Origin of the sequence: Nocardioides donggukensis (genome assembly GCF_014842875.1) — a bacterium.
Taxonomy (GTDB): Bacteria; Actinomycetota; Actinomycetes; order Propionibacteriales; family Nocardioidaceae; genus Nocardioides; species Nocardioides donggukensis.
Genome location: NZ_JACYXZ010000001.1, coordinates 882,136 through 906,695 on the forward strand (window position 1 = coordinate 882,136; position 24,560 = coordinate 906,695).

Genomic DNA, 24,560 nt, shown 5'->3' on the forward strand with positions numbered 1-24,560 from the left:
AGGGTGCCTGTCTAGGCTCCCGTCCGTGCTGGGTCGACTGCTCCCCTGGGTGGGGATCGTGCTGCGCCTCGTCGTCGGCGGGGTCTGGATCGTCGCCGGCGCGCTCAAGCTGCCGGACCCGGCGGCCAGCGTGCGGGCCGTGCGCGCCTACGAGCTGCTCCCCGAGGCCGTGGTCCCCGCAGTGGGCCACCTGCTGCCCGTGGTCGAGGTGGTGGTGGGCGCCTGCCTTGTCGCCGGGGTGCTGGTCCGGGCGAACGCCGTGGTGTCGGTGCTGCTGTTCGCGGCCTTCGTCGTCGGCATCGCGTCCGCCTGGGCGCGCGGCCTCCAGATCGACTGCGGCTGCTTCGGCGGAGGCGGCTTCGAGGCCGGCGCCGCCGAGGAGTACCCGTTCGAGATCGCCCGTGACGTCGCGCTGCTGCTCGCCTCGGCGTACCTCGTGTGGCGCCCGCGCAGCCGCTGGGCCGTCGACGCCTGGCTGTTCCCGGCCCCCCGCGCCGCGGTGGCCGACGAGAAGGAGACGATGGAGTCATGAGCAAGAAGTCCGCCCGGCAGAAGCCGTCCCAGCCGAGGTCCGGCACGCCGAAGGGCGGTCGCCAGTCCGCGGCCGCCAAGGCCGCGGCCCTGCGCGCGCAGCAGGAGCAGCAGGAGCGGCGCCGCCGGATGTACGTCGTCGGCGGGGTCGCCGCGCTGCTCGCGATCATCGTGCTGGGCGGCTACCTCCTCCAGTCGCTCGGCGACACCTCGGGCGAGGAGGCCACCCCACCTGCCGGGGTCACCGACGGGTACGGCGTCGTGGTCGGCGAGGCCTCGGCACCCACGACGGTGCAGGTCTACGAGGACTTCCTCTGCCCGGTCTGCGGCGTCTTCGAGGAGGCGACCGCCGAGCAGCTGGCCGAGGCCGTCGACGCCGGCCGGATCCGGGTCGACTACCGGATGGTCGCCTTCCTCGACGGTCAGTCCAGCGACGACTACTCCACCCGGGCCGCCAACGCCGCCGCCGTGGTCCTCGACGCGGCCGGGCCGGAGGTGTTCCGGGAGTTCCACGACGCGCTCTTCGCCGAGCAGCCCGCCGAGGGCGGCGCCGGCCTCTCCGACGACCGGCTGGTCGAGCTGGCCGTCGAGGCGGGCGCCGAGGAGGACGCGGTGCGGCCCGGGATCGAGGACCGGGCCTTCGAGCAGTGGACGAGGAACGCGACCGACGCGATGTCGCAGGCCGGGGTCCGCGGGACGCCCACCGTGTTCGTGGACGGCGAGCAGGTCGAGGGCGAGTCGCTCCAGGCGATCGTCGACGCGACGCTCGCGGTCGCGGCGGGGGAGTAGGCGTGCAGGTCGAGCAGGTCCAGCGCTGGGTCATGTCGGCGCTGGTCATGGTCACCGGGCTGATCTTCGCCGGCGGGTTGTGCTTCCTCGCCGGCGCGACCGACGGCGCCCAGCCGGGCGCCCGGCCCGGCCTCCTGGTCATCGCGGCCGCCGTCGGGCTGCTCACGATGGTCGGCGCCCGGTTGATCCACCTGTCGCGGCCGGTGTCGCCGTGGCTGCTGGTCGGACTGCTGCCGGCGCTGGTCGGCTGGTGGTGGCTCTACCTGCGCTGAGGCGCTGAAAGGCCCCGCAATCTCATACATCGCGGGGCCACTGACCACGATGCGGCCTCGAGGCTTTCGTTCCCGGCAGGACACGCTGGCAGACTGCCTCCTCGTGACTGAGACCCACGACGCCACCGGCTCCCTGTCCTCGTTCATCGCCGGCCTGCCCAAGGCCGAGCTGCACGTCCACCACGTCGGCTCCGCCTCCCCGCGCATCGTCGCGGAGCTGGCCGAGCGGCACCCGGGCGTCGTACCCAGTGATCCGGAGGCGCTGCGGGAGTTCTTCGAGTTCCGCGACTTCGCGCACTTCATCGAGGTCTACCTGGCGGTGGTCGACCTGGTCCGCACCCCCGAGGACGTCAACCTGCTGACCTACGAGGTGGCCCGCGAGATGGCCACCGGCCAGCAGGTCCGCTACGCCGAGCTCACCTGCACGCCGTTCACGTCCGTGGCGGCCGGGGTGCCGATCGAGGCCTACACGGAGGCGATCGAGCAGGCCCGCCGCGACGCCGAGCGGGACTTCGGGCTGGTGCTGCGCTGGATCTACGACATCCCGGGCGAGAGCGGGCTGCCGGCGGCCGACGCGACCCTCGACTACGCCCTCCACCACGCCGGCGACGGGCTGGTCGGCTTCGGTCTCGGCGGCCCGGAGATCGGCGTGCCGCGGCCGCAGTTCCAGCCGCACTTCGACGCCGCCCGGGCCGCGGGCCTGCGCAGCGTCCCGCACGCGGGAGAGACCACCGGCCCCGAGACCGTGTGGCACGCGCTGCGGCTGCTGGGCGCGGAGCGGATCGGGCACGGCACCACCGCCGTGCAGGACCCGGAGCTGCTGGCGCACCTGGCCGCCGAGCAGGTCCCGCTGGAGGTCTGCCCGTCCTCGAACGTCGCCACCCGCGCCGTCGCGACCCTCGCCGATCACCCGCTGCGGGCCTTCCGGGACGCGGGCGTGCTGGTCACGATCAACTCCGACGACCCGCCGATGTTCGGCACCACGCTGAACCGGGAGTACGAGATCGCCGCGGACCTGCTCGACCTCGATGCCTCGGGGGTCGTCGACCTGGCCCGGGCCGCGGTCACCGCCTCCTTCGCGCCGGCCGCGGTCCGCGACGAGCTGGCGGCCGAGATCACGTCGTACGCCGAGGGCGCGGGGCTGTAGCGGCGCCCCCTCGCCGCTCAGGCTCTACGTTCTGCAGGTTTCCGGCGCCCAGAACCTGCAGAACGTAGAGCCTGAGGGAGGAACTTCCCGGAACCGCCGCGCGGACCTCACCGACGGGCGGTGAGCCTCACTCCTCGTGGCTGCCGAGGCCGCAGGTCGCGGGGCCCTCGAGCAGCTCGCCGGCCGGCCCGAAGCGGGAGCCGTGCAGGGGGCAGTCCCAGCTGAGCTCGGCGTCGTTCCAGCGGAGGATGCCGCCCAGGTGCGGGCAGACGGCCGAGACCCGGTGGACCTGCCCGTGCACCCGGGAGACCGCGGTCGGCAGCCCGACGCGGTAGATCTTCACACGACCCTGCCCCTCGACCGGGTCGGTGCGGTGGGTCAGGCCCGTGACCGGCCGGATCCAGCCCCGGGTCAGCTCCAGGCCGACCTCCGCATTGGCCAGCGTCGCGTCCGGCAGGCCCCGGGCCGCGTGCCGGGACCACGGGTCGAGGACGTCGGCCCAGGGGGTGTGGCCACGCAGGATGCGGCTGCTGAGGGCGAGCGCGGCGGCCACGCCGTTCGTCATCCCCCACTTGGAGTAGCCCCCGGCCACCAGCAGGTCGTCGCGGCGCGGGCTGAGCCGACCGACGTACGGCAGCCCGCTGGCGGTGACGTAGTCCTGGGCGGACCAGGTGTGGGTCACCTCCGCGTCGGGGAAGTGGGTGGCGGTCCACGACTGGAGGTCGGCGACCCTGCTGCGCGGCGACCGGGTGCGCCCGGTGGTGTGCCCGTTGCCGCCGACGAGGAGGAGGTCGCCACCGTCGGCGGCGGGGGCGTCGCGCAGCGAGCGGCCGGGGGAGTCGGCGGAGAGGTACATGCCGTCCACCGCCCGCTCCGGCGTCGCGAACGCGAGACCATACGAGCGGGCCGGGACCGCCCGCCCGAAGAACCCCCCACGGTCCAGGATCGGCATGTTGGTGGCCAGCACCACCCGGTCCGCCTCCACCTCGGCGTCGTCGATCCGCACCCGGACGGGTCCGCGGCCCGAGACCGAGCGCACCGGCGTGCCCTCGGCGATGGTGCCCCCGTGCCGGCGTACGTCGGCGGCGAGCGCGTCGACCAGCTCCAGCGGGTCGAGCTGGGCCTGGTCCTCGAGGGCGACCGCGCCGCGGGTGCGGAAGGGGAGGTCGGTCGACGACTCCCAGCGCACCTCGAGGCCGGCGTCCCGGGCGGCCCGGTGCTCGGCGCGGGCGGCGTGCTCGCCCCGCTCGGTGGTCGCATAGGTGTAGGAGGTCCGGCGCTGTACGGCCACCTCGTGCTCGGCGCAGTAGCGCAGCAGCCAGGCGAGGGCCTCCCGGTTGCCGGTGACGTACTGCTCGACGACGTCCTCGGTGTGCCGACCTGCCAGCTTCGACAGGTGCGTCCCCTGGAGCAGGCTGAGCTTCGCGGTGCTCCGGCCGGTGGTGCCCGACCCCACGCCGTACGACTCGAGGACCAGCACCTCCAGCCCGGCCCGGGCAAGGAGCAGGGCGGTGGTCAGACCGGTCAGCCCCGCCCCGACCACCACCACGTCCCAGGCTCGCCCGGAGACGGACAACGGGCGGGCCGAGGCATGGTTGCGGGGACGGCGGTCCTCCCACAGGGACGTCAGTGCCACGGTGCTCCTCCGGATCGTCGCGTGGGCGGGCGGTACCCCGCCGCCGCCGGCACATGTGTTCGGGCCCGGTGGGTATCGCCGGACCATGGCGACGAACACACGACTGGTGAGCGCGACCCCGGAGCAGGTCTGGGCGGTGCTGGCCGACGGCTGGCTCTACCCGCTGTGGGTGGTCGGCGCCAGCCGGATGCGCGAGGTGGACGCCCACTGGCCGGAGGTCGGAGCGCACCTGAGCCACTCGGTCGGGGCATGGCCGCTGCTGGTCGACGACAGCACCGAGGTGACCGAGTGCGTGCCGGGGGTGCGCCTGGGGCTCCGGGCCCGGGCCTGGCCGTCGGGCGAGGCCGGCGTGACGATCCACATGACCGCCGTCGGCGCCGAGACCGAGGTGCGGATTGAGGAGGACGCGGTGAGCGGCCCCGGACGGCTGGTGCCGCCCCCGCTGCGCCACCTTCCCCTGGCGTGGCGGAACGTCGAGACACTGCGGAGACTGGCCTACGTGGCCGAGCGGCGCTGACCACCGCCGGGGGCCCGGCTCAGCCGCCCTGCCCCTGGTTCCCGAACTGCGGCGGGGCCTGGGAGCCGCGCGCCTCGCTCGGCGGGAGGGTGGACCCGCCGCGGCCGGTGCGCAGGGAGTGACCGCAGGCGTCGCAGGCGCGCCGACCCCTCGGCACGAGGTGGCCGCAGGCAGGACAGTCGCGGTCGCGGTCCCGCGAGGCGTAGAGCCAGCCGGCCAGGGCCAGGTCGCCGACCACCCAGACGGCGATCAACGCCGTGGCCGCACCGCCGGCCACCACCAGCCAGACCATGACCAGGTTGAACCCCAGCACCAGGTAGTAGACGTTGCGCCACTCGGGCAGGATCCCGAAGCGCTTGCCGTTCTCGGCCATGTGTCTGTCCCCTCTCCGGCCGTGCCCGAGGCCGGCCGACGGTCGTCGTCATCGGAGGAGTCGCCCCCGAGACGGATGACCACCGTAGGACGGATCGCCGGAGCCTCGTGGCAGATCGCCCTCAGCCGAGCCGTGCGTCGAAGAACCGCACCGTCCGGTCCATCGCCGCGTTGAACGCCGGGCCGAAGGCGTGCCCGTCGTCGTACCACTCCAGCTGCGAGTCGACGCCGGCACGCTTCAGTGCCCGTTGGGTCGCGGTGGCCCAGGGTGGTGGGCAGGTGTCGTCGAAGCGTCCGTGCACCATCAGCACCGGCTCGGTGATCCGGTCGAAGTAGGGCCGCGAGGAGTTCTGCCGCCAGAAGCGCGGGTTGTCCGCCGGGGTGCCGTAGCGGGTGGCCAGCTCGTTGCGGATGGCGGTGTCCTCGGGGTCCTGCATGAACTGCCGGTAGTTGTCGGCCTCCAACGACGACACCGACGCCCACGGCGCCGCCGCCTGCACCAGGCCCGGCTCGGCGACCAGTGCCTTGAGGATGACACCGCCGCCCATCGACCGGCCGAAGAGCGCGACCCGGTCGTCGTCGACCGGCACCCGGTCGCTCCGGCGGAGTGCCTTGACGGCGTTGATCACGTCCGCGCTGTAGCCCAGGCGCATCCGGGTCCGGAACTGCGGGTCGTCGTCGGACTCGGCGTGGTTGCGGTAGTCGACGTGCAGCGCGACGTACCCACGGGCGGCGAGGTACCCGCGCTCGCGGGTCATGCCCTGGCCGCGCACGTAGACGTCGGGGTCGATGTAGCCGTGGGCCAGCACCACGGCCGGGAAGGGGCCCGCGCCGGTCGGGACGTTCAGCACTCCGGAGATCGTGTACGCCTCCACGCCCTGCCGGGTGCTGCTCCGGCTGCGGTAGGTGATGTCGTACGACGTGTACCCGGCCGTCCGCTCCCGCACGGCGCCGAGCCGCAGCCGGTCCCCGCGGTGCCGCTGCTCGGCCAGGCCGAGCACGGAGACCGGCCGGGCCGGCTCGGGCTTCTCGGCCTCCTCCGGCTCTGTCGCGGGCTCGGGCTCCGTCTCGGGCTCGGTGGGGGTGTCGTCGCCAGACGAGCCGGTAGGGCTGCTCGTCTCCGTCGGCTCGGCAGCCGACTCGTCGGCGGGATCCGCGGCGCTGCAGGCGGTGAGCAGCAGCGCGACGACCAGGGCGAGGGCGGGGGTGACCGGGGTGGTCCGGGCTGGTGCCCGCATCGGCTGCCTCCAAGGGTCCGCGGACGGCTGTGCTGCCACGGTACCCAGAGGGCGTGCCCCCGCCAGGATTCGAACCTGGGACCGGCGGATTAGAAGGCCGCTGCTCTATCCAGCTGAGCTACGGGGGCGGGGGATAGGCGTTCTCAACGGCAGAACCATAGGTACAACTCCCATGTAGTTCGCGACCGTGATTGCCGAACCTTGGCGCGGATTATGCCGTACGCGGTGTGCCCTAGTGGGCGCTGGGGACAGATGGTCAACCTCACTGAACCCGGGGCGCTTCACTATGAGACATTCAGCGTCTTGACGGGCACCCAACCCTCACGTCCCCTGCTCGATCGGCACCACAGCCAGCCGCTCTCGCGGTCCTCGGCGACGACCTCGAGCCGCTCGCCGGCTTCAGTCGGCAGCTCCGTGGTGTCGTACGCCGCCCGTACGACGGCCGAGCCCGACGCTGTGGACAGCCGCCGCGCCGGCACCCAGCCCGAGCCATGGTGCGTGGTGACGAACACGAACTCCGGCCATTCTGTGTCCCTCTCGCCGACCTTCACATGCTCACCGACGGCCAGCCGAAGCGGAGCTCGATCGGGGATCTTGTGGGCGATCCTTGCCACAACGATGCTCATGGCCAGCGATTCTGGCTCAGACCACAGACGAACCGACCGAGGGTCGGTTGCGCGGGTGTACCACGGCGGGATCCCTTATCGGATGTGAATGCTCAGCACTCCGGACGAACAGGGGTGGCCGCACACGGTCGCTCGTCCTGGACCGATTGGTCTCGGATCTGCGGTCTTGGGCGGCGCATCTCTGGCCCGAGACCGCGTGTGCGCGCGAGGTGAGAGGCCGTGTCGCCCGCCGTCCGCGCTTGGCGCGCATTGACACACCCCGCCATCTCGCTAGCCTCGAATGAGGAGGTGGCGATGACAGCCTCGCCAGCGCCGAAGAGGGAGAACGCTCATGCGACGGGTTGCTGTGCTGGCCCTGCTGCTGCCTCTCTTGATGCTGGTTCAGGCCGGACCGGCCACTGCCGGGGTGTCCTGTCACCAGATCAACGCCACAGGCGTGGGCCGGGGGGCTCCCCCGCAGGCCAATGACCCTCCGGGGTTGATCCGGACCGTCGCCCAGATCCGCGGCGGAGGTCTGTTGCAAGGCACGACCGAGGCTGCCTTCCAGGTCACCGGCGTCACGCCGACCGGGATCGCGTTCGCCGGCGACATCACGTTCAGCCCGAACCGCGCGACGCTCACGGTCGACCTGGAGGGCACGCTCGACTTGGCGACCGGCGAGTTCACCGCGTCAGGGGACGTGAGCGGCGCCACCGGCAAGCTCGACGGCGCGACCGGCACGCTCACCCTTGCGGGAGTGCAGAACCTGCTCGATTCCGCAGGCGGCTTCACCGAGACGGTGTCCGGCGAAATCTGCGTCGACCTCGGCGGCAACGCCAGGACGTAGTGACGTTCCGACTACCCATTGGCAACTGGGACATCAGCTTCCATGCCACCGAGATCTACGCGCTCGCGGTTCGGCTTGCCGAAGGGCTGCCAGATGTGTCGGCCATGACGATCAGCGTTGCCTCGATGAGCTCTACAGGACCGAATTGCGCCCCTGCCTCAGGACCTTGCGCTGGACGCCGCGTTCACTCTGCTGAGCTCCTTCGGGCTGAACCTGGGTCGTCGGGTCCTGGAGGACTACCAGCAGAACCTGCTTCGGCAGGGTGGCGGTTCGAGGTAGGGATGGAGAGCCACCTCGCGCCGCCGCCAGTCGGACGAGCCCTGTGCGTAGAGGTCAGGGTCGACCCTGCGGGGAGTCTGAACGAGACCCTTATGCCCCCACGGCGGCATCCCGGAGTCGGTACGCCATCGCCTGGATTCGCTCACCCGTCGTCTCGACGGGTCTCCGCGACGGGTCCAGACTGAGGATCGGGTCCGGCACATCAGTGCCGGTGCTGAGAGGTCACGTCGACAGGAGGACGTATGACTTCCGGTTTCCACGGCGGTAGCCGATCCTTGCAGGACCGCTTCGACACGCGAGCCCTGGCCGACCGTATCGACGGGCTCCTGGTCAGCGACACGATCAGCGAGGCCGACCGAGCCTTCATCGAGGATCGCGACATGTTCTTCCTCGCGACGGCTGACGCCGAGGGGCGGCCGACATGTTCCTACAAGGGCGGCGAGCCTGGCTTCGTACGGGTGCTGGATCCACACACGTTGGCCTTTCCCAACTATGACGGGAACGGCATGTACCTCTCGGCCGGCAACGTCCTGGTCAACGGGGACGTCGGCATCCTGTTCATCGATTTCGAGCAAGGTCGCCGTCTGCGGCTCGAGGGCGTGGCGAGCATCGACCTCGATGACCCCCTGCGGGGAAAGTACCCGGAGGCCCAGTTCGTCGTCCGGGTTCGCGCGCGAGCGGTCTTCCCGAACTGCCCGCGCTACATCCACCACTACGAGCTCGTACGCCGGTCGCGGTTCGTGCCTCGCAACGACTGCCTGACACCGGTTCCGGAGTGGAAGCGCTCCGAGTGGGCAACCGATGCGCTGCCCGAGCACGACCCGGCCCGCAACCCCGGCGAGCGGGACGTCCTCGGGCGATGACACCCATGGACTGCTCACGCGCCCCGCACTGATGGTCACGGTGCCGCCTCATGAGCAGCTCCGGTGTTCAGCGGCGCCGAGGCGGCCACGTTGAAGGTCTTGGCAGGCATGCCGCCGCGCGGGATGCGAGGATGGCGCGGTGAGCGTCGAGGGGGAGATCGGGCATCGGGTGGTCACGCCACCACTGCCGAGGTCGATCTGGGTGATCGCGTGGGCATCGCTGGCGGGCCAGCTCGTGCTGTTGGTCGGCAACGGCATCCGGGAAGTGAACGAGGTCTCGCTCCTCGTGTCCGCCGCGCTCGGAGGGGTCATTGTTGGTTTCGTCTCCGCGGGTGTCGTCCGGGCTCGCACGGGGCGGCTCGTCCTCGCCTGCGTCGTTCTGGTGCTGACTCTGGTTGCCGAGGCCGTCATCCTGGTCACGGTTGACACCCTGCGCGAGGGCACCCTCGCAGGGCTGTCACTGGCGTCCACGGCGGTGGCGCTGGCTGGACTGGCGAGGTTCCGCACGACCGACTGGTACGCCTGGATTCGCGCCTACCCGTCGGCTCGCAGTCGCATCTCCATCGGAAGGGTGCTCGTGATCGGCGTTCTCGTCGGCATCCTGGGAGGTGTGGTCGAACTTCCCGACGCGGAGCCGCTCATACTGGTCACCCTCGGCGACGGCTGAGCGGCCCACGGTCAGGTGTGAACGGCCCGGCCGCTCGACCGAAGGCTCCTCGTCCTGCCGCCGCAAGCAGCACAGTGGACACTCGGTCTGGATACCACGCCGACGTGCGCACTCTGAAGGGCGCCAGCTACCGGCTACGCAACCGCGGGATCGGACACCCTGCCCCGCATCACCGGTGACCTCGTTCTCGTGCGTGACGACTCCGCGCTGGTCACGCCGTCCCGTGGTAGGTCGGCGGGCGAGCAAAGTCACGGCGGAAGCGCTGAGCAGGGCTCGGTGCCCATCAGGGGGTGGCCCGATGCCGACTCAGGGTCGGGTCGGGGCCGGGTGGGGGCGGCGTAGGGGGTCGGACCCGATGTGCCGGAGGCGTGCTCCCGCGAGGGTTGGGGCCATGATCACAGTTGACTCACTGACCCGGAGGTACGCCGGCTTCACCGCCGTCGACAACGTCTCCTTCACCGCCCAGCCCGGCCGTGTGACCGGATTCCTCGGTCCCAACGGTGCCGGCAAGTCCACCACGATGCGCGTCATGGTCGGTCTCACCGTCCCCTCCTCCGGCACGGCCACCATCAACGGGGCCAGGTTCGCCGATCTCCCCAACCCCGGCCTCGAGGTCGGCGTACTCCTCGACGCCTCCGCCCAGCACGCCGGTCGCACCGGCCGCGAGATCCTCGGCGTCGCCGCCGACACGATGGGCCTGCCACGCACGCGAGTGGACGAGATGCTCGAGCTGGTCAGCCTGACTCAGACCGAGGCCAAGCGCCGGGTGCGCAACTACTCGCTCGGCATGCGCCAGCGCCTCGGCATCGCCACGGCGTTGCTGGGCGACCCGAGGGTGCTGATCCTCGACGAGCCGGCCAACGGTCTCGACCCGGCCGGCATCCGCTGGATGCGCGACCTGTTGCGCGGCTACGCCAACCAGGGCGGCACCGTGCTGCTGTCCTCGCACCTGCTGCACGAGATCGAGGTCATCGCCGACGACCTGGTCGTGATCGGCAACGGCAGGATCGTCGCCTCGGGCACCAAGGAGGAGCTGCTTGCCGCGGCCGGCACCCTCGCCCGCTCCACGTCCCCGCGCGACCTCGCGCACGCCCTCGAGCAGGCAGGGATCCCCAGCACACTCGCAGGTGACGGATCGGTGCGCACCGACGCCGATCCCGCTCGGGTGGGGGCGGTGGCCCTGGCCGCCGGCATCCCGCTGACCGAGCTTCGCTCCGCCGAAGGCGCGGGCCTCGAAGACATGTTCCTGTCGCTCACTGCCGACACCCAACGCGAAGGAGTTGCGGCATGACCGCCACGACCGTCACACCCACGAGCAGCACCGACATCACGGCGTCAGTCCCGGTTCGCCGACCCGACCGCTCCATCTCGACCGCCCGTCTGATCAAGGTCGAGCTCCGCAAGATGTTCGACACCCGATCGGGCTTCTGGATGCTGGTCAGCATCGGCGTCCTGTCCGTGGTGGCCACCGGCGCCGTCATCATCTTCGCCCCTGACGAGGTTGTCACCTATGACAGCTTCGCGACCGCGATCGGCTTCCCGATGTCGGTGATCCTGCCGATGATCGCGATCCTCGGCGTCACCAGCGAGTGGAGCCAGCGCAGTGGGCTGACGACGTTCACCCTGGTGCCGAGCCGCGGCCGCGTGATCGGGGCGAAGGCGATCGCGACCTTCCTGGTCGGCGTCGTCTCGATGGGCGTCGCCTTCGCAGTGGGCGCCCTCGGCAACCTGGCGGGCTCCGCGCTCGCCGGCGTCGACACGGTCTGGGACATCTCGCTCGCGACCGCGCCACAGATCGTGCTCGGCAACCTGGTCGGTATGGCGATCGGCTTCACCCTCGGGGTCGTGCTGCGCAACTCCGCGGCGGCCATCGTCGGCTACTTCGTCGTATCGCTGGTCCTGCCCGGCATCCTGGCCCTGCTCGCCGGGGTGCGCTCCTGGTTCGCCGACCTGCAGCCGTGGATCGACTGGAACTACACGCAGGTCGAGCTGTTCGAGGGTGGCACCGACACTGCTCGCGAATGGGCCATGCTCGGCTCGACCACCGCCATCTGGATCGCGCTGCCGCTGGTCGTCGGACTCCTGTTCCTGCGGCGCTCCGAGGTGAAGTAGCACCTCCGACACTCCCGGGGAACGCAACCGGCGGCGGGCGACACCTCATCTCGTGGGATGAGGTGTCGCCCGCCGCCGCGTGTGCACCCGGTCGATCGAGCAACGTGAGCCCGCTCGTGAGGCTTTGCGACTCCCGCGGCTCGCGGTCCTGGCGTGGGCCCAACACGTTGCCGAGTCGCAGCAGGCCATCGCTCTCGACCTCACGTGGAACGGCTTGGTCAGGAGGGGGGTGTCACGCCGGCTTCTCTGCGATGAGCTGGATCAGGTTCCCGCAGGTGTCGTCGAAGACGGCGATCACAGAGACCCCTATGTCCGTGGGTGGCTGGGTGAACTCCACCCCCATTCCGGTCAGCCGCTCGTACTCGGCTTCCACGTCGTTGACGGCGAACTGTGCGAGCGGGATGCCGTCCTCGACGAGCGCATCCCGGTACGGCTTGACGGCCGGGTGACCTGACGGCTCGAGCAACAGCTCCGGGCCGTCGGGCGCCTCCGGTGAGACGACGGTCAGCCACGAGTCCTCGCCGATGGGCACGTCTCGGTGCTTGGTGAAGCCAAGGACGTCGACGTAGAAGGCGAGAGCTGCTCGCTGGTCGTCGACGTACACGCTCGTCAGGTTGATCCTCATCAGTCGTTCCTCTCGGTGATGGGCCACCGCCGGGTGATCTCGGACAGTGGCACAGGGTTGAAGTAGTGGAACTTGGAGCGACCGCGTCGCTCGGTCACGACCAGCCCAGCGGACTCGAGCAGGCCGAGGTGCTGCGAAATCGCCTGACGGGTCAGGCCGAGACCGTGCCGGGTCGTGAGTATCGAGCAGATCTCGAAGAGGGTCTTGCCGTCACTTGCCGCGAGCTCGTCGAGGATCACACGCCGTGTCTGATCATCCAGAGCCCGAAAGACAGTGACCATGACAGCACCATAGGCAAGCGATCACTTGCATATCAAGGAGCCTGGCGGGGCATCGGCACGTGGCGACGGCCTGGCCGGCGGCGAGTTGGACAAAGTGCATCAGCGGGAACTGACGAACCCGATCAGCATCGCCCCCCCACCAGCCGATCTGCGACAGCGAGGCAGTCAGCGTCGAGACGCCGAGGTGGAAACGGTAGGGGTCCTCGGTCAGGCGGGCGTGCAGCCACATCGCGAGCAGGCCGTTCCAGCCGATGAGCAGGACCATCGCGAGCTTGACCCGGGTGATCGGGCTGCTCAGGTCGGGCTCGAGCATGACGCCGCTGACCACCAGCCCGGCGTACCCGGTCCAGATCGGGACGTGCACGTGACCGGCCTGGCGGAGTACGTCGCGCAGCTCGCAACGGCGCGCCAGCCACAGCAGCGCGACCCAGTCCACGGTGAGCACGGCCCCGAACCCGACCACGAGGCAGGTGAGGTGGGCGAAGAGCGCCGCGTTGTGCAGCACCGCGTCGGGCGCGATGTGACAGGCCGTCCACAGCGCTCCCGCGCCCAGGCTCGTGAGGACGAGGCCGGTGGCGACGTACGGCGCCCACGAGGGGAGCCGCGGAGCCTCCACCGGCCTCGCATGGGGCACGTTGGTCACTCGGTGGTCAGCTCGATACCGGTGAAGTCGACCGTCGCACCCTCGGTAAGGGCCGGCGTCTCGGCCTCCTCGCCGTGCCGGTTGAACGCCGGGACGCCGAGGTGGGCGCGCAGCGTGTAGGTGCCGCCCTCGGGGACGGTGAAGTTGTTGGCGTAGTGGAAGAAGGTGGAGTGGTAGAAGCTCAGCTTCTTCCTCTGCGCGACCTGGCCATCGGCGTCGACCACCTCGAGCGTGATCGGGACGTCGGGGACGATCCTGCCAGTGGCGGTCTCGGTCGGGATGATCTCGATGTGGTGGGTCTCGCCCTCCTTCGGCGCCCGGAAGTGGGCCTCGTCGCCGTGCACTTCGAACCACGGCTCGGCGGCCTCGGTGATCAGGTTGACGGTCCACTCGCCGGACTCGACGGTCTCGCCCTTCTCCGCGAGCTCCCCGGCGAGCACCCTGTACTGCTCCTGGACACCGGCGGGCACGGTGGGTTCCTCCGCGTTCTCCCCGGCATCGGCCTCGGCGCCACAGGCGGCGAGGCCGGCAAGGGCGAGCGGGACGGTGAGAGCAGCCAGGGCAGTACGACGCATGAGAATCCTTGTGAGTTAGGGTGACCTTACTAAGGTAAGTCTTACCTAACTTCAGGGTATCTCTGCAACACAGCGTCGGACGGGCGGTCCGCCGCCAGCGTGGCCGACGAGCCACGCCCCCCGGTCGTCCCGGTAGTCCACCGACGGCTTGCCGGTCGCGGTGCCGTGCACGTAGCCGAGCTAGCATTCCCGAAGTGACGTTGAATCACGTAAGGCGAGGGAGCGGCAGCCCGCTGTTGCTGGTGCACGGTCTGGGCGCGGGGTGGCGATCCTGGTCCCCGATCCTCGACGAGCTGGCCGAGAGCCGCGAGGTGATCGCCGTCGACCTACCGGGCTTCGGCGAGACACCGCCGTTGACGGGCGAGGTCTCGATCGCCACCCTGACCGATTCCGTCGCGGACTTCATCCGCGAACAGGGCCTGGACGGGGTCTCGACCGTCGGCCAGTCGATGGGCGGCCGGATGGTCCTGGAGCTCGCGCGGCGGGGCGTCGGTGGCGACACCGTGGCGTTGGACCCCGGCGGCTTCTGGAGCGACCGCGAGCTCGTCGTCTTCGGCGCCACGCTACGGCCGTCGATCGCTCTGGTCCGAGTGCTGCGAAACAGGCTGCCAGCACTGCTCGGCAGCTCTGTCGGACGGACGCTGCTGCTGGCGCAGCTCTCGGCGCGGCCCTGGGCACTCTCGCGTGAGACCGTGCTGCCGGACGTGCGTGGGTTGGCCGACTCCCCGGCGACCGGCGCTGCCGTGGATGCGCTGACCAAGGGTCCCAAGCAACAGGGGGCCCCGGCCGGCACGGTGCCCGGCCGGGTCACGATCGGCTGGGGGCGTCGTGACCTGGTCACCGTGCCGAGACAGGCCGCACGGGCCACGGAGCTGTTCCCCGACGCGGTGCTGCACTGGTTCGAGCGGTGCGGGCACTTCCCACAGTGGGACGCACCGCACGAAGCGACCCGACTGATTCTCGACAGCACCGACTGAGGTCTGTTGCCCGGCCGGCTGACAGCCACAGCGAGGTTGGTCACCCGGGAAGCGGCAGGGGGGTGGTCGCGCGCGACGGTCGTCCACGTCATGGCCGCGCGGCACCCTGATGCTCTACTGGTTGGGGTGGCTCAGGGGTGCCCTCGCGCGTCGACCCGGCCGCTCTCGTAGGCCCAGATCACGATCTCGACGCGGTTGCGTGCCGAGAGCTTGGTCATGAGTGCGCTGATGTGGGTCTTGACGGTGCTGAGCGAGAGGTAGAGCTCCTCGGCGATCTCGGTGTTCGTCCGGCCGGCGGCGACCAGATCGAGGACAGCCTCCTCCCGAGCGGTCAACGGCTCGACAGGCTCCGTCACTGCCTCGCCGCGGGACGAGGCGAAGGTCGCCAGGAGCCGAGCCGTGACGGCTGGCGCGATCAGGGCCTCGCCCGTCGCGGCGGATCGAACGGCGCGGGCCAGGAGGTCGGGGTCGGCGTCCTTGAGGAGGAAGCCGCGGGCGCCGGCCCGCAGCGCGTCGTACACGTACTCGTCCTGGTCGAAGGTCGTGATCACGATGACGGGAACCGGGTCCTCGACGTGGGGCCCGGCGACCTGTCGGGTGGCCTCGATCCCGTCGAGGTTGGGCATCCGGACGTCGAAGAGGCAGACATCAGGACGCAGCGACCGGACCTGCTGGACGGCCTCGAGCCCGTCGCGAGCCTGCCCGACGACGTCGATCGAGGGTTCGGCATCGAGGATCGTGGCCAGGCCCACGCGCACCATGTCCTGGTCGTCTGCGATCAGCACCCGCACCGGGGCCGTCATGAGCCGGCCTCGGAGTCGACCATGGCGACCGGGACCGTCACCTCGACAGTCCAGCCGCCCTCGCGATCGGGGCCCGCGCTGACGGTGCCGCCCAGCAACGACAGACGTTCCCGCATGCCGACCAGACCGTACGACGGGCTCGCGCGTCGCCCGCGCCCCAAGGTCGCCGGTCTCCCGTCGTCATGGACCCGCAGCCTCACCGTGCTCTCGTTGCCGCGTAGGTCGACGGAGACCACCGACGGGTCCTGGGCGTGACGGCCGGCGTTCGTCACCGCTTCCTGCGCCGCTCGGAACAGGGCCGACCCCACGGGCGCCGGCAGTCGGTCAAGGTCGCCGGAGGTCCGGACCACGACCCGAGGGCCAGGGCCGCGCTCACGTGCGAGCCGGGGGATGTCCGCGATGCCATAGGTCGGACTCCGGTCGTCGCCGGCCCGCTCGTCCTGGCGCAGCAGTGCCACCATCGCCCGCATGTCGTCCAGGGTCCGCGCGGCGGCGTCCTCCACCCCGTCGATCGCCTCGGCGGCGGCGCCGGGGTCGGTGCGGGCTCGGACCTTGGCAGCCCGGGCGTGCATCAGGATGCCGGAGACATGGTGGGCGACGGTGTCGTGAAGGTCGCGGGCCAGCCGTTCACGCTCGCGTGCCCTGATCTCCTCGCGGGCGCGCACCTGGGACCGAGCCCAGAACCGCGCCAAAGCGCCGATGGCCACCGGCAGCATCAGCGCCGCCGCACCGAGCGCCATCGAGGAACCACTGGAGTCGTAGAGGGGCTCACGCGCCAGGTGGAGCACGAGCAGGTAGCAGCTGCCTGCGACCACCGCGCGCCCGCTTGCCCAGCGGCCCAACGAGTAGGCCACCAGCAGGACGACGGCGGTGACATCGGGCACGCTGTTCGGCTCCCCGGCGAGCGCGGGGACGACTCCGGCGACGGTCTGGGCGGCGTAGACCACGATGAGCATCGCGAGCGGATGGTGAGGTCGCCACAGCAGTGTGGCGACACACACCAGTGCCCACCCCGCGTGCCAGAGCGGCCACACCATGTCCTCGCGAAGCCCGGCCTCGAGTGCCGTGACCGGCACCAACCCGGCGACCAGGGCACGGTCCCACCATGCTGACCCCGCGGGAGCGATCACCCGCGGTTCGTCCCAGAGCGCGCGCAGCGCACCTCCGCCCATCGCCTCATCCTAGGCCGCCGACGCCGCTGACCGGATGGGACTTTCGGTCGGCTCGGTCCGGCCCCAGGGACGAGAAGGCTTCGGCCCTGGCTCCGATGTGGCGACGCGCCAGGTCCCAGAGGATCGATGCATGAGACGACACACCGCTACCACCGCACTCGACACCGCCACCACGGACGGACAGGCTCCGGTCCCTCCGCCCCCCTCCTCGCCCCGAACGTCGCCCGCTCTGATCCGCGCCGGCGGCACCGCCGCTCAGGTCGTTGCCGGCACCTACGTCGTGGGCTTCCTCGTCATGGCCGCCTACCTCGTCCCTCGCGGATTCACCGGGCCCGTGGAGGACCCCGCGGGCTCGCTCGGCTTCCTCCTGGACCACCATGCCGTGCTGGCCGGCTGGTACCTGGTTCTCTACCTCCTCGGTGGAGTCGCGATGGCCTTGGTCTCGCTCGGAGTCGGCCAGCGACTGGCCGCGGCTCCCGCGCTTGGCCGGGTCTCCACCGCACTCGGGCTGATCTGGTCGGGACTGCTCGTCGCCAGCGGGAGCATCGGCCTCGTCGGGCAGCACGCTGCGGTGACCCTCCAGGCCCAGGACCAGGACCTCGCCCTGAACACCTGGGTCTCGACCAGCGTGGTCCAGGACGCACTCGGCGGCGGCATCGAGGTCGCCGGCGCCCTCTGGGTGGCCGTGGTCGGACTCGCCGCGCTGCGGACCCGCGCCCTCTCGGCCGGGTTGGGCGGGCTCGCACTCGGTCTCGCCGCCGCCGGCATGGCCACCGTCATCCCGATCGCGTCCGAGGTCGCGGCGTCCATCTTCGGGATCGGACTCATCGTCTGGTTCACCTGGCTCGGAGTCGCACTGCGCCGACGCTGAGGACCCGGGCACACACCTGCGACCACGGCCGGTCCGCCGCCTATGCGCGGCGGACCCGCCGCGCGCTCATGTCAGCTCGTCCACCACTGGAGTCACCACGCTCATGATGGGATCCACATCCCCACGTCGCCTACGCAGGCTGGCCCTGATGAGCATGAGGCTCCACAAGGAAGGCACCTGGGGCTCGGCAACCGGAGCGTGCCACAGGCGGATCCTTGTTCGGTGAGGGCGATGCGGCGTCCGATGTGCTGTCGGTGTTCCCGGTCCGCCGCCATTCGAGGTCGGGCTCGCGGGATGCGCTGGAATCGCACCGGACTCCGTCCTGGCGTCCTGCGGAGGGTGTTCAGGCCGTATTCGCGGGGGGATGGGCGACGCACAGGACTCCCTTGTTGCCGTCCTGGTCCGCGAGGACGGTGAGCGAGGGCGCGTCGCTGTCATCGACGACTGTCCCACCAGCGGAGACGGCTGCGGCGATTCGTTGCTCGGCGACCTCGGGCGCCACATAGACCTCGACGTGGAACCGCTGGCCCGGAGCCCCACCTTGGTCGGCGTCCCCGAACCACAGGTTCGGCACACGTCCTGTGGCGTCCCGAATCTCGTCGCTGGGGGACCCGTGACCCTGGGAGTCGGCGTTCCCGGTCAGCAACGCCGCCCACACCGGTGCGATCGTCGCGGATTGGGTGGTGTCGAGGCCGAGTTCGACGACGCTCACCGAGGCCGGGTCGGCCTTGAGATTGTGATCGGCGGCGATATCGCTGATTCGGCGTGCGAGGTCGACGTCCTGCTGGGTTACCCATTCCACGACGTGCTCGGTGCCCTCGTCGTCGCGATAAATGGCATCGGCGCTGACCAGCTTCAGGTCGACGTACCCATGGCCCAGCGACACCCGGGGGTAGTGACCGATCGCATCGCCCTCCTCGCCCACCGCGGCGATGAACCGCGCACCCGTGCCGAAGTCAGCGATGAGGTAGCGGGCATGCAGTCCTTGGGCCAGCTTGCGCCACTCGGTCAGCTGGGCTTCGGCGACGTCTTTGCTCGTCAGCATGTCCATGCTCGGGGACCCTATCGGCAACCCCCGCCGCAGCGCCTGTGCTCATCGTTTCGCCACGTCGATCGACATCGCGCAGTTCTAGCCTGCGCGGTGAGGTCGAGGGCGCCGCGGATCGCGATCTCGGTGACGCCTCGGGCGGCGGTACCTCCGGTTGAAGAACACCGGTGATCCGGTAGTCGGGATCACGGTCCTTCTCGGCGTCGTACTGCTTGCGATGGTGGATGGTGGGCAGCGCGGTCGGCGTACCGAACTCCGCTTACCCGATCGACTCGTCGCCGTCCGTGACGAGCGCCGCGTGGGCGGCGCCAGCCTCGACGTATCGCTTCTTCAGCTACCGGTTGGCCTCGGCCCCCTGCCCACGCCTGGGGCTGTCTGGATGAAACCAGATGCACCAGCAGCCGCCGAAGATCCCGTTGTGGCGCTGGACGAGGGCGTCGACCGCAGGCCAAGTCTCGGAAGTAAGAGGCACGAGCTCGAACGTCGCGTCGGTGCTCGTCCCGATACTCATCGACGCAGCGTATGGCCGTAACCGGACGATCCGCGTCCGGATTGCCGCTCGTCCGGGAGGCGATGGGCTCGCTGAGAGCAGCACGGCGCGTGCGCCGCTCGAGACCAATCCGGGGTCAGCCTGGTGAGTTGTGGCGCTGGTCGTAGGTGTGACGGTAGGACTCGATGTCGTTGATGTTCGTATAGGCCCAGTCCCTGATCGCTGCTACCAAGTCAGTCAGGGTGTCTCCGAGGGGGGTGAGGTTGTACTCCACGCGGGGTGGTACTTCGGCGTACGCCTGCCGGTGAACGATTCCGTCACGCTCGAGCTGACGCAGTGTCTGAGTCAGCATCTTTTGGCTGACACCCTCCAAGGTGTGCCGAAGTTCAGCGAATCGCAAGGTGCGCCCGGTCAAGGCCGTGATCACCAGCAGGCTCCATCGATCGCCGATACGCGTCACCAGTTGTCGAGTCGGACATGCAGCCGCCATCACGTCGTAGCGCCCGTCTGGGGATGCGGTGTTCACGCCCTGGGTCCCTTCCTGTCGCCGGACGCCCGATGGTTACCGATGGGTGCCTAACGCACTTTCAACTGCCTACTTCCCACGGGTGCCTTTCGTCGAGCAGCCTTGCAGGATGCGAGCGATAACACCAGACAACAACCGAAGCGTGCAGCTGACCGATGTCCCTGACATCGAGGCGAGGCTCGATCAAGCCGTGGTGGCAATCGAGGCGTTCGCGCCCAACCGCGGCGAGACCTTCCTCCTGGACTCCCCGGCTGCGAACTGGCGTCCAGGCAAGGACGTGGCCGGCACCGTGGTCGAGGCAGCCCTCGACGGCAGCGGCCCCGATGTCGGCACCCGGGTCGTGGCACACCTTCCCCAGGCGGGTTGGGCTGAACGTGCGCTGTTGCCGCAACACGGCTGGGCTGCTCTCCCGCCGGGGATCGCCACGACCACGGCGGCCGCGCTCCCGCTGGCTGGACTGACGGCCCTACGGTTGCTTCGACTCGCTGGACCAGTCGTCGGTCGGTCGCTGTTGATCACCGGTGCGAGCGGCGGAGTCGGGCACTACCTGACCGAGATGGCCACCTCCGCCGGTGCCGATGTCACTGCCATCACCCGCACCCACGACCGCGGAGCGCGGCTCCGCGAACTCGGTGCGCGGACGATGAGCGACCTCGCGTTGCTCGAGGCGACACAGGCCCGGTTCGACGTGGCGTTCGAGTCCATCGGCGGCGACACCCTTTCCCGGGTGAGGCACCTGACATCGCGGTTCGGACGGCTGATCTGGTTCGGCCAGGCCGGTAGGGAACCGATGCGACTTGACTTCTTCGACTGGGTCGATGGCGACGTCGGCGCACCCATCGAGCAGTTCCACTACGCCCCTCCCTCCCGTACTCGTGACACCGACGGGTCCGACTTGCAAGCCCTGGTCACCTTGGTCAACTCGGGTCGCCTGCACCCTGAGGTCGACCGGATCGAACCCTGGACAATGACCGGCGAAGTCATCGACGCGCTACGAGACAGACGCATCCGCGGCAAAGCTGTTCTCACCCTGACCTGACCATCCTCCAAGACCACGGCCCGCCCGGAGTCCAGACGCCCCAACCGATCGGTATTGACGCTCGCCATCAGCGATCGGTCGGCGAACCTGGTGCAGCGCCCTGCTACGCCGGTGCCGTTCCTTTCTGTAGCCGAACCTGAGACGCGTAACTCCGCGCGGGACCGTCTGTCGGACTGGTGCGTGTCCCCGGAGGGTCCGCCCGGACGCCTTCCCGGGACCGGGTGCCATCCGGCGCGGCCCGAGCCTTGCGCGGGGTGTTCGGCACTCCGCCCGATCCGCCGGCCGTGGTGGGATCGGGCGGACGACTCTCTTGCCTCCCGGTGAGGGGAGAGGAGAATGGAGAGGCGTAGGCGCGAGTGTGGAGCAGGATCATGGCGGTCGATGACGGGTCGCCCGGTGATGGTGCCGGGCTGGCGGAGAGCGTGGCGGCGCTGGGTCGCTTCGTGGTCTCCGAGCAGTCCCTGTCGGAGTCGCTGATGCGCGTGGCCGAGTTGTCGCTGCGCGCCGTCTACGGAGCGGATGGTGCCGGGGTGACCTGGGTGGAGAAGGGTGAGCCGACCACGGTGACCGCCGCCGGTGACTTCGTGCGGCGGATCGACGAGATCCAGTACGCCCTCGACGAGGGGCCGTGCCTCGAGGCGCACGCCACCCAGCAGGTCGTCACCGTCGACGACCTGAGGCTCGAACGGCGGTGGCCGCGGTTCACACCCGCCGCGCTGGACTACGGGCTGCGCGGGGTGGTGGCCGCACCTCTGGCGGTACGCGGGACCAGACTGGGCGCGCTCAACATCTACGCGCTGCAGGAGGGTCTGCTCGACGAGGCGGCGGCGGCCACCGCCACGCTGTTCGCCGAGCACGCCGCGGTCGTGCTGGCCAACGCCGAGGCGTTCTCCCGAGCCAAGTCCGAGGCCGTCACCCTCGGCCACGCGCTGACCTCGCGGGCGGTGATCGACATGGCCAAGGGCATCGTGATGGCTCGGCGACACTGCGGGTCACAGGAGGCCTTCGACCACCTCCGGCAGTTGTCCCAGGACCAGAACCGCAAGCTGCGCGACGTGGCCCAGGACCTGGTGGACGAGGTCGCGGGAGAGACCGGCCACCGTGCCGATCCCGCCGCCGGGTGAGGGCGTCGGGTCCGGCGGTCATCAGAGGATCGACCTCTGGCGCTCCGAAGCGCGTCGGGAGTATGGTCGTCTTGGTTGAGCAACCAGCCGCCCGTGGCCCTGCGACGAGAGCCCGTCCCTGCTCGACAGGTCGTGGCCACTGGCTCCCTGTCCCCACGAGGCGCGGAAGACCACCGCACCCAGGTTGCACCGTTTCGAGGGCGTCGACGGACGTTCCGGTGGGCGGTGCGGTCGCCGGCGGGCGGACCAGTACCGTCCCCTCCCCCCCATGGGGCGGACTGGGCCCTGGGTGCGGCTCTCGCCCTCCGGTGGGGCCCGGAGAGATGCCGACCCGGCAGCTCGCCCGGCACACGACGTACCTCTGGGTGCCTCTGCGTCGCGGTGCTGGGGGTCAGGCGTCGACCAGCGTCCGCACTGCGGCGTCACGGCCGTGCCGTTCGAGGACCTCGACGGACTTCGACTCCAGCATCCGGTAGGCGTGGAAGAAGGCCCCGAGCTCCTCGAGGAACGCCTCGGGCATCTCGAGCAGGTCGGTGATGTGGTCGGCGTGGTGGTCGGCCTCGGGTACGGCGATCAGCTTGGTCTCGTCCACGTCTCCCACCCGCAGCAGGTAGGAGCCGATGACCCGGCAGCGCACGTGCACGCCCGGGAACGTCGCCTCGTCGATCAGCACCAGCGCGTCCAGGGCGTCGCCGTCCTCGCCGTCGGCGCCGATGACGTAGCCGTAGTCGCCCGGGAACCCCGCCGGCCCTCCCAGGCGGCGATCGAACCAGATCTCCCCGTCGTCACTCGCCTCGTACTTGTTGCGGCTGCCGCGGGGGATCTCCACCACGACGTCGCACCTGCCGTCGGCGTGCAGCTCGGAGCGGTCGAGGTCGTTGCTGTCGGTCATCCCGGCACGCTAGCCCGGGGGAGGGCCAGGCGCCGATTCCCGGGCTGTCCGGCGGCACCCCCGTACGTCGGGTGCGGGCCGTGGGCTCTCCACAGGGGTCGGGGTGTGGTGGGTTGTCCGCAGGTGCCGTGGTGGGCGGGTTGTTCGAACGTGTGTTCGGGCAGGATGGGTGCATGACTTCCGTCCAGGGCATCGACCCGGTCCCCGACCCCGACCCCGGCCTCACGCCGGGCTCCGGCCCGGGTGCCGGCCTGGGCGCCGCTCAGGGGGTCGAGCCGGGCGTCGGCCCTGCCGGACCGGGCGTCGGCCCTGCCGGGCCGGGTGCCGGCCCGGGTGCCGGCGCGGGGGCTGGCCTTGGCGCCGGGCATCCGGCGTCGGTGGTGGCGGCGGTGCACGCGGTCTTGGATCGGGTCGAGGTGGGTGAGCTGCCGGTGGGTCAGTACGCCGCGGTGGTGGGTGAGTGGGAGCGGGCGCTGCGGCGGATGGAGGCGGTGAAGCTGCGGTTGGTGGCCGCGGCGGCCGGGTCCAGCGTGGCCGCGGACGCGGGGTGTGCCTCGACCGGGGCGTGGCTGGCGCGGACCACCCGGACCGGGACCGCGGCCGCGGCCCGGGAGGCCAGGCTGGCCGCCGATCTGGACCGGGGGCTGCCGGCGACCCGGGCCGACCTGGACCGCGGGGGGATCTCCGCGCAGCACGCGGGGGTGATCGCCCAGGCGGTCTCCCGGTTGCCGGCGGGGCTGGACCCGGTTCGGGTCGCGGCGGTCGAGGCCCGGTTGGTCGACCAGGCCCGCCGGGTGGACCCGGCCCAGCTGCGGATCCTGGCCCGGCGGGCGCTGGCCGCGGTCGAGGAGGACCGGGCCCGTGTCGATGCCCACGAGGACGCCCAGCTGGGCGAGGAGGAGCGGGCCGCGGCGGCCCGGTCCCGGCTCACCCTGCACGACAACGACGACGGGACCCTTTCCGGGCACTTCACGGTGCCGTTGGTGGCCGGGACGGTGCTGAAGAAGATCCTCGACGCCCTGACCTCACCGCGACGCGCCGCCACCGGCGAGAGCCAGGCCGGCCCCGGTGCCAGCGAGGCCGGGGCCGGGGTCAATGGGGTGGGGGTGCGGGACTGGGCCCACGAGCGGGGGCTGGCCTTCGCGCAGCTGCTGGAGACCCTGCCCACCGACCGGCTGTCCTCGAAGACCGCCGCGACCGTGGTGGTCACCCTCGACGCCGAGACCCTGCGCGGGCAGGCCCGGGCCGCCGGCCTCGACACCGGCGACCTGGTCTCGGCCGGCCAGGCCCGCCGGCTGGCCTGCCAGGCCTCGATCGTGCCGGCCGTCCTCGGCGGCCGGTCCCAGCCGCTGGACCTGGGCCGCAGCCGGCGGTTCTTCAGCCAGACCCAACGCCTGGCCGGCGCCACCGTCCACACCAGCTGCGCCGGCCACGACTGCCAGGTCCCCTACGCCTGGTGCGAGCTGCACCACGCCCACCCCTGGGCCCGCGGCGGCCGCACCGACCTGGCCGACATGGTCCCCCTCTGCGGGTTCCACCACCACCGCATCCATGACCCCGACCACCTCCACCAACGACTCCCCGACGGCACCATCCGCTTCCACCGACGCACCTAGACC

28 protein-coding genes and 1 tRNA gene are annotated in these 24,560 nt (G+C 70.9%); 15 read left to right on the top strand and 14 right to left on the bottom strand.

The window, feature by feature from the left end; genetic code table 11:
- Positions 1-25: 25 nt before the first annotated feature.
- The 4 genes from IE331_RS04355 to IE331_RS04370 all read left to right on the top strand — a co-directional run bounded on the left by IE331_RS04355 (position 26) and on the right by IE331_RS04370 (position 2,739).
- Positions 26-532 (top strand): MauE/DoxX family redox-associated membrane protein, encoded by a 507-nt coding sequence (locus IE331_RS04355; protein WP_201931046.1) that lies wholly within the window; start codon positions 26-28, stop codon positions 530-532.
- Positions 529-1,320, top strand: a complete 792-nt coding sequence (locus IE331_RS04360) for a DsbA family protein (protein WP_192140815.1) — start codon at positions 529-531, stop codon at positions 1,318-1,320. Before IE331_RS04355 ends, IE331_RS04360 begins: the two co-directional genes overlap by 4 nt.
- Before the next feature lie 2 nt (positions 1,321-1,322).
- Positions 1,323-1,592 carry a hypothetical protein gene (locus IE331_RS04365; protein WP_192140817.1) on the top strand — a complete coding sequence of 90 codons (270 nt, stop codon included), beginning with the start codon at positions 1,323-1,325 and terminating at the stop codon, positions 1,590-1,592.
- A 103-nt stretch (positions 1,593-1,695) separates the two neighbouring features.
- Positions 1,696-2,739, top strand: coding sequence for an adenosine deaminase (locus tag IE331_RS04370; protein ID WP_318646762.1), 1,044 nt, complete (start codon positions 1,696-1,698; stop codon positions 2,737-2,739).
- 127 nt (positions 2,740-2,866) lie between these two features.
- Here IE331_RS04370 and IE331_RS04375 read toward each other — a convergent pair whose 3' ends face one another.
- Positions 2,867-4,375 carry an FAD-dependent oxidoreductase gene (locus tag IE331_RS04375; protein WP_201931048.1) on the bottom strand — a complete coding sequence of 503 codons (1,509 nt, stop codon included), beginning with the start codon at positions 4,373-4,375 and terminating at the stop codon, positions 2,867-2,869.
- 106 nt (positions 4,376-4,481) lie between these two features.
- Between IE331_RS04375 and IE331_RS04380 the strand changes: the two genes are divergently transcribed.
- Positions 4,482-4,892 (top strand): SRPBCC family protein, encoded by a 411-nt coding sequence (locus tag IE331_RS04380; protein ID WP_201931050.1) that lies wholly within the window; start codon positions 4,482-4,484, stop codon positions 4,890-4,892.
- A gap of 19 nt (positions 4,893-4,911) precedes the next feature.
- Here the strand turns inward: IE331_RS04380 and IE331_RS04385 are convergent, their stop codons facing one another.
- The 4 genes from IE331_RS04385 to IE331_RS04400 all read right to left on the bottom strand — a co-directional run bounded on the left by IE331_RS04385 (position 4,912) and on the right by IE331_RS04400 (position 7,128).
- A complete protein-coding gene (locus IE331_RS04385; RefSeq protein ID WP_192140825.1) occupies positions 4,912-5,265 on the bottom strand; it encodes a zinc ribbon domain-containing protein in 354 nt (117 codons plus the stop codon).
- 121 nt (positions 5,266-5,386) lie between these two features.
- Entirely contained in the window at positions 5,387-6,502 is a 1,116-nt protein-coding gene (locus IE331_RS04390) for an alpha/beta hydrolase family protein (RefSeq protein ID WP_192140827.1), read from the bottom strand.
- A 54-nt stretch (positions 6,503-6,556) separates the two neighbouring features.
- Positions 6,557-6,630, bottom strand: a tRNA-Arg gene (locus tag IE331_RS04395).
- A 156-nt stretch (positions 6,631-6,786) separates the two neighbouring features.
- On the bottom strand, positions 6,787-7,128 hold the full coding sequence (locus tag IE331_RS04400; RefSeq protein ID WP_192140828.1) for an SH3 domain-containing protein: 342 nt from the start codon (positions 7,126-7,128) through the stop codon (positions 6,787-6,789).
- Between the two features lie 346 nt (positions 7,129-7,474).
- Here IE331_RS04400 and IE331_RS04405 point away from each other — a divergent pair, with 346 nt between their 5' ends.
- The 5 genes from IE331_RS04405 to IE331_RS04425 all read left to right on the top strand — a co-directional run bounded on the left by IE331_RS04405 (position 7,475) and on the right by IE331_RS04425 (position 11,875).
- On the top strand, positions 7,475-7,954 hold the full coding sequence (locus IE331_RS04405) for a hypothetical protein (protein ID WP_192140829.1): 480 nt from the start codon (positions 7,475-7,477) through the stop codon (positions 7,952-7,954).
- 521 nt (positions 7,955-8,475) lie between these two features.
- Entirely contained in the window at positions 8,476-9,096 is a 621-nt protein-coding gene (locus IE331_RS04410) for a pyridoxamine 5'-phosphate oxidase family protein (RefSeq protein WP_192140831.1), read from the top strand.
- A 139-nt stretch (positions 9,097-9,235) separates the two neighbouring features.
- Positions 9,236-9,763, top strand: coding sequence for a hypothetical protein (locus IE331_RS04415; RefSeq protein WP_192140833.1), 528 nt, complete (start codon positions 9,236-9,238; stop codon positions 9,761-9,763).
- Positions 9,764-10,154: 391 nt separating this feature from the next.
- Positions 10,155-11,054 carry an ABC transporter ATP-binding protein gene (locus IE331_RS04420; RefSeq protein WP_192140839.1) on the top strand — a complete coding sequence of 300 codons (900 nt, stop codon included), beginning with the start codon at positions 10,155-10,157 and terminating at the stop codon, positions 11,052-11,054.
- Positions 11,051-11,875 carry an ABC transporter permease gene (locus IE331_RS04425; RefSeq protein WP_192140841.1) on the top strand — a complete coding sequence of 275 codons (825 nt, stop codon included), beginning with the start codon at positions 11,051-11,053 and terminating at the stop codon, positions 11,873-11,875. The genes IE331_RS04420 and IE331_RS04425 overlap by 4 nt, the downstream gene beginning before the upstream one ends.
- Before the next feature lie 232 nt (positions 11,876-12,107).
- On the opposite strand, the gene IE331_RS04430 is transcribed toward IE331_RS04425, so the two are convergent.
- Genes IE331_RS04430 through IE331_RS04445 form a run of 4 tightly spaced genes read right to left on the bottom strand, consistent with a single transcriptional unit; the run spans position 12,108 to position 13,999 of the window.
- Positions 12,108-12,500, bottom strand: a complete 393-nt coding sequence (locus IE331_RS04430; protein WP_192140843.1) for a VOC family protein — start codon at positions 12,498-12,500, stop codon at positions 12,108-12,110.
- A complete protein-coding gene (locus IE331_RS04435) occupies positions 12,500-12,739 on the bottom strand; it encodes an ArsR/SmtB family transcription factor (protein ID WP_201931053.1) in 240 nt (79 codons plus the stop codon). Before IE331_RS04435 ends, IE331_RS04430 begins: the two co-directional genes overlap by 1 nt.
- 13 nt (positions 12,740-12,752) lie before the next feature.
- A complete protein-coding gene (locus IE331_RS04440; RefSeq protein ID WP_192140847.1) occupies positions 12,753-13,415 on the bottom strand; it encodes a hypothetical protein in 663 nt (220 codons plus the stop codon).
- A 5-nt stretch (positions 13,416-13,420) separates the two neighbouring features.
- The gene (locus IE331_RS04445; RefSeq protein ID WP_192140849.1) at positions 13,421-13,999 is read right to left on the bottom strand and encodes a hypothetical protein; all 579 of its coding nucleotides are present in this window, start codon (positions 13,997-13,999) and stop codon (positions 13,421-13,423) included.
- A gap of 194 nt (positions 14,000-14,193) precedes the next feature.
- On the opposite strand from IE331_RS04445, the gene IE331_RS04450 reads away from it, so the two are divergent.
- Complete coding sequence (locus tag IE331_RS04450) at positions 14,194-14,976, top strand: alpha/beta fold hydrolase (protein WP_192140851.1); 783 nt, start codon at positions 14,194-14,196, stop codon at positions 14,974-14,976.
- A 131-nt stretch (positions 14,977-15,107) separates the two neighbouring features.
- Here IE331_RS04450 and IE331_RS04455 read toward each other — a convergent pair whose 3' ends face one another.
- Together IE331_RS04455 and IE331_RS04460 are read right to left on the bottom strand one after the other, a co-directional pair.
- Positions 15,108-15,779 carry a response regulator gene (locus IE331_RS04455; protein WP_192140853.1) on the bottom strand — a complete coding sequence of 224 codons (672 nt, stop codon included), beginning with the start codon at positions 15,777-15,779 and terminating at the stop codon, positions 15,108-15,110.
- Positions 15,776-16,951 carry a sensor histidine kinase gene (locus IE331_RS04460; protein WP_192140855.1) on the bottom strand — a complete coding sequence of 392 codons (1,176 nt, stop codon included), beginning with the start codon at positions 16,949-16,951 and terminating at the stop codon, positions 15,776-15,778. Before IE331_RS04460 ends, IE331_RS04455 begins: the two co-directional genes overlap by 4 nt.
- A gap of 130 nt (positions 16,952-17,081) precedes the next feature.
- On the opposite strand from IE331_RS04460, the gene IE331_RS04465 reads away from it, so the two are divergent.
- Positions 17,082-17,822 carry a hypothetical protein gene (locus IE331_RS04465; RefSeq protein ID WP_192140857.1) on the top strand — a complete coding sequence of 247 codons (741 nt, stop codon included), beginning with the start codon at positions 17,082-17,084 and terminating at the stop codon, positions 17,820-17,822.
- Between the two features lie 343 nt (positions 17,823-18,165).
- Here IE331_RS04465 and IE331_RS04470 read toward each other — a convergent pair whose 3' ends face one another.
- Entirely contained in the window at positions 18,166-18,873 is a 708-nt protein-coding gene (locus tag IE331_RS04470; protein WP_192140859.1) for a VOC family protein, read from the bottom strand.
- 623 nt (positions 18,874-19,496) lie between these two features.
- Positions 19,497-19,886: a winged helix-turn-helix transcriptional regulator gene (locus tag IE331_RS04475; protein WP_318646763.1), complete on the bottom strand. Its 390-nt coding sequence runs from the start codon at positions 19,884-19,886 to the stop codon at positions 19,497-19,499.
- 142 nt (positions 19,887-20,028) lie between these two features.
- On the opposite strand from IE331_RS04475, the gene IE331_RS04480 reads away from it, so the two are divergent.
- On the top strand, positions 20,029-20,925 hold the full coding sequence (locus IE331_RS04480; protein ID WP_201931055.1) for a zinc-binding dehydrogenase: 897 nt from the start codon (positions 20,029-20,031) through the stop codon (positions 20,923-20,925).
- 371 nt (positions 20,926-21,296) lie between these two features.
- Positions 21,297-22,049: a GAF and ANTAR domain-containing protein gene (locus tag IE331_RS04485; protein WP_192140861.1), complete on the top strand. Its 753-nt coding sequence runs from the start codon at positions 21,297-21,299 to the stop codon at positions 22,047-22,049.
- 391 nt (positions 22,050-22,440) lie between these two features.
- Here IE331_RS04485 and IE331_RS04490 read toward each other — a convergent pair whose 3' ends face one another.
- Entirely contained in the window at positions 22,441-22,941 is a 501-nt protein-coding gene (locus IE331_RS04490) for an inorganic diphosphatase (protein ID WP_192140863.1), read from the bottom strand.
- 173 nt (positions 22,942-23,114) lie between these two features.
- Between IE331_RS04490 and IE331_RS04495 the strand changes: the two genes are divergently transcribed.
- Positions 23,115-24,557: an HNH endonuclease signature motif containing protein gene (locus IE331_RS04495; RefSeq protein WP_192140865.1), complete on the top strand. Its 1,443-nt coding sequence runs from the start codon at positions 23,115-23,117 to the stop codon at positions 24,555-24,557.
- Positions 24,558-24,560 lie beyond the last annotated feature (3 nt).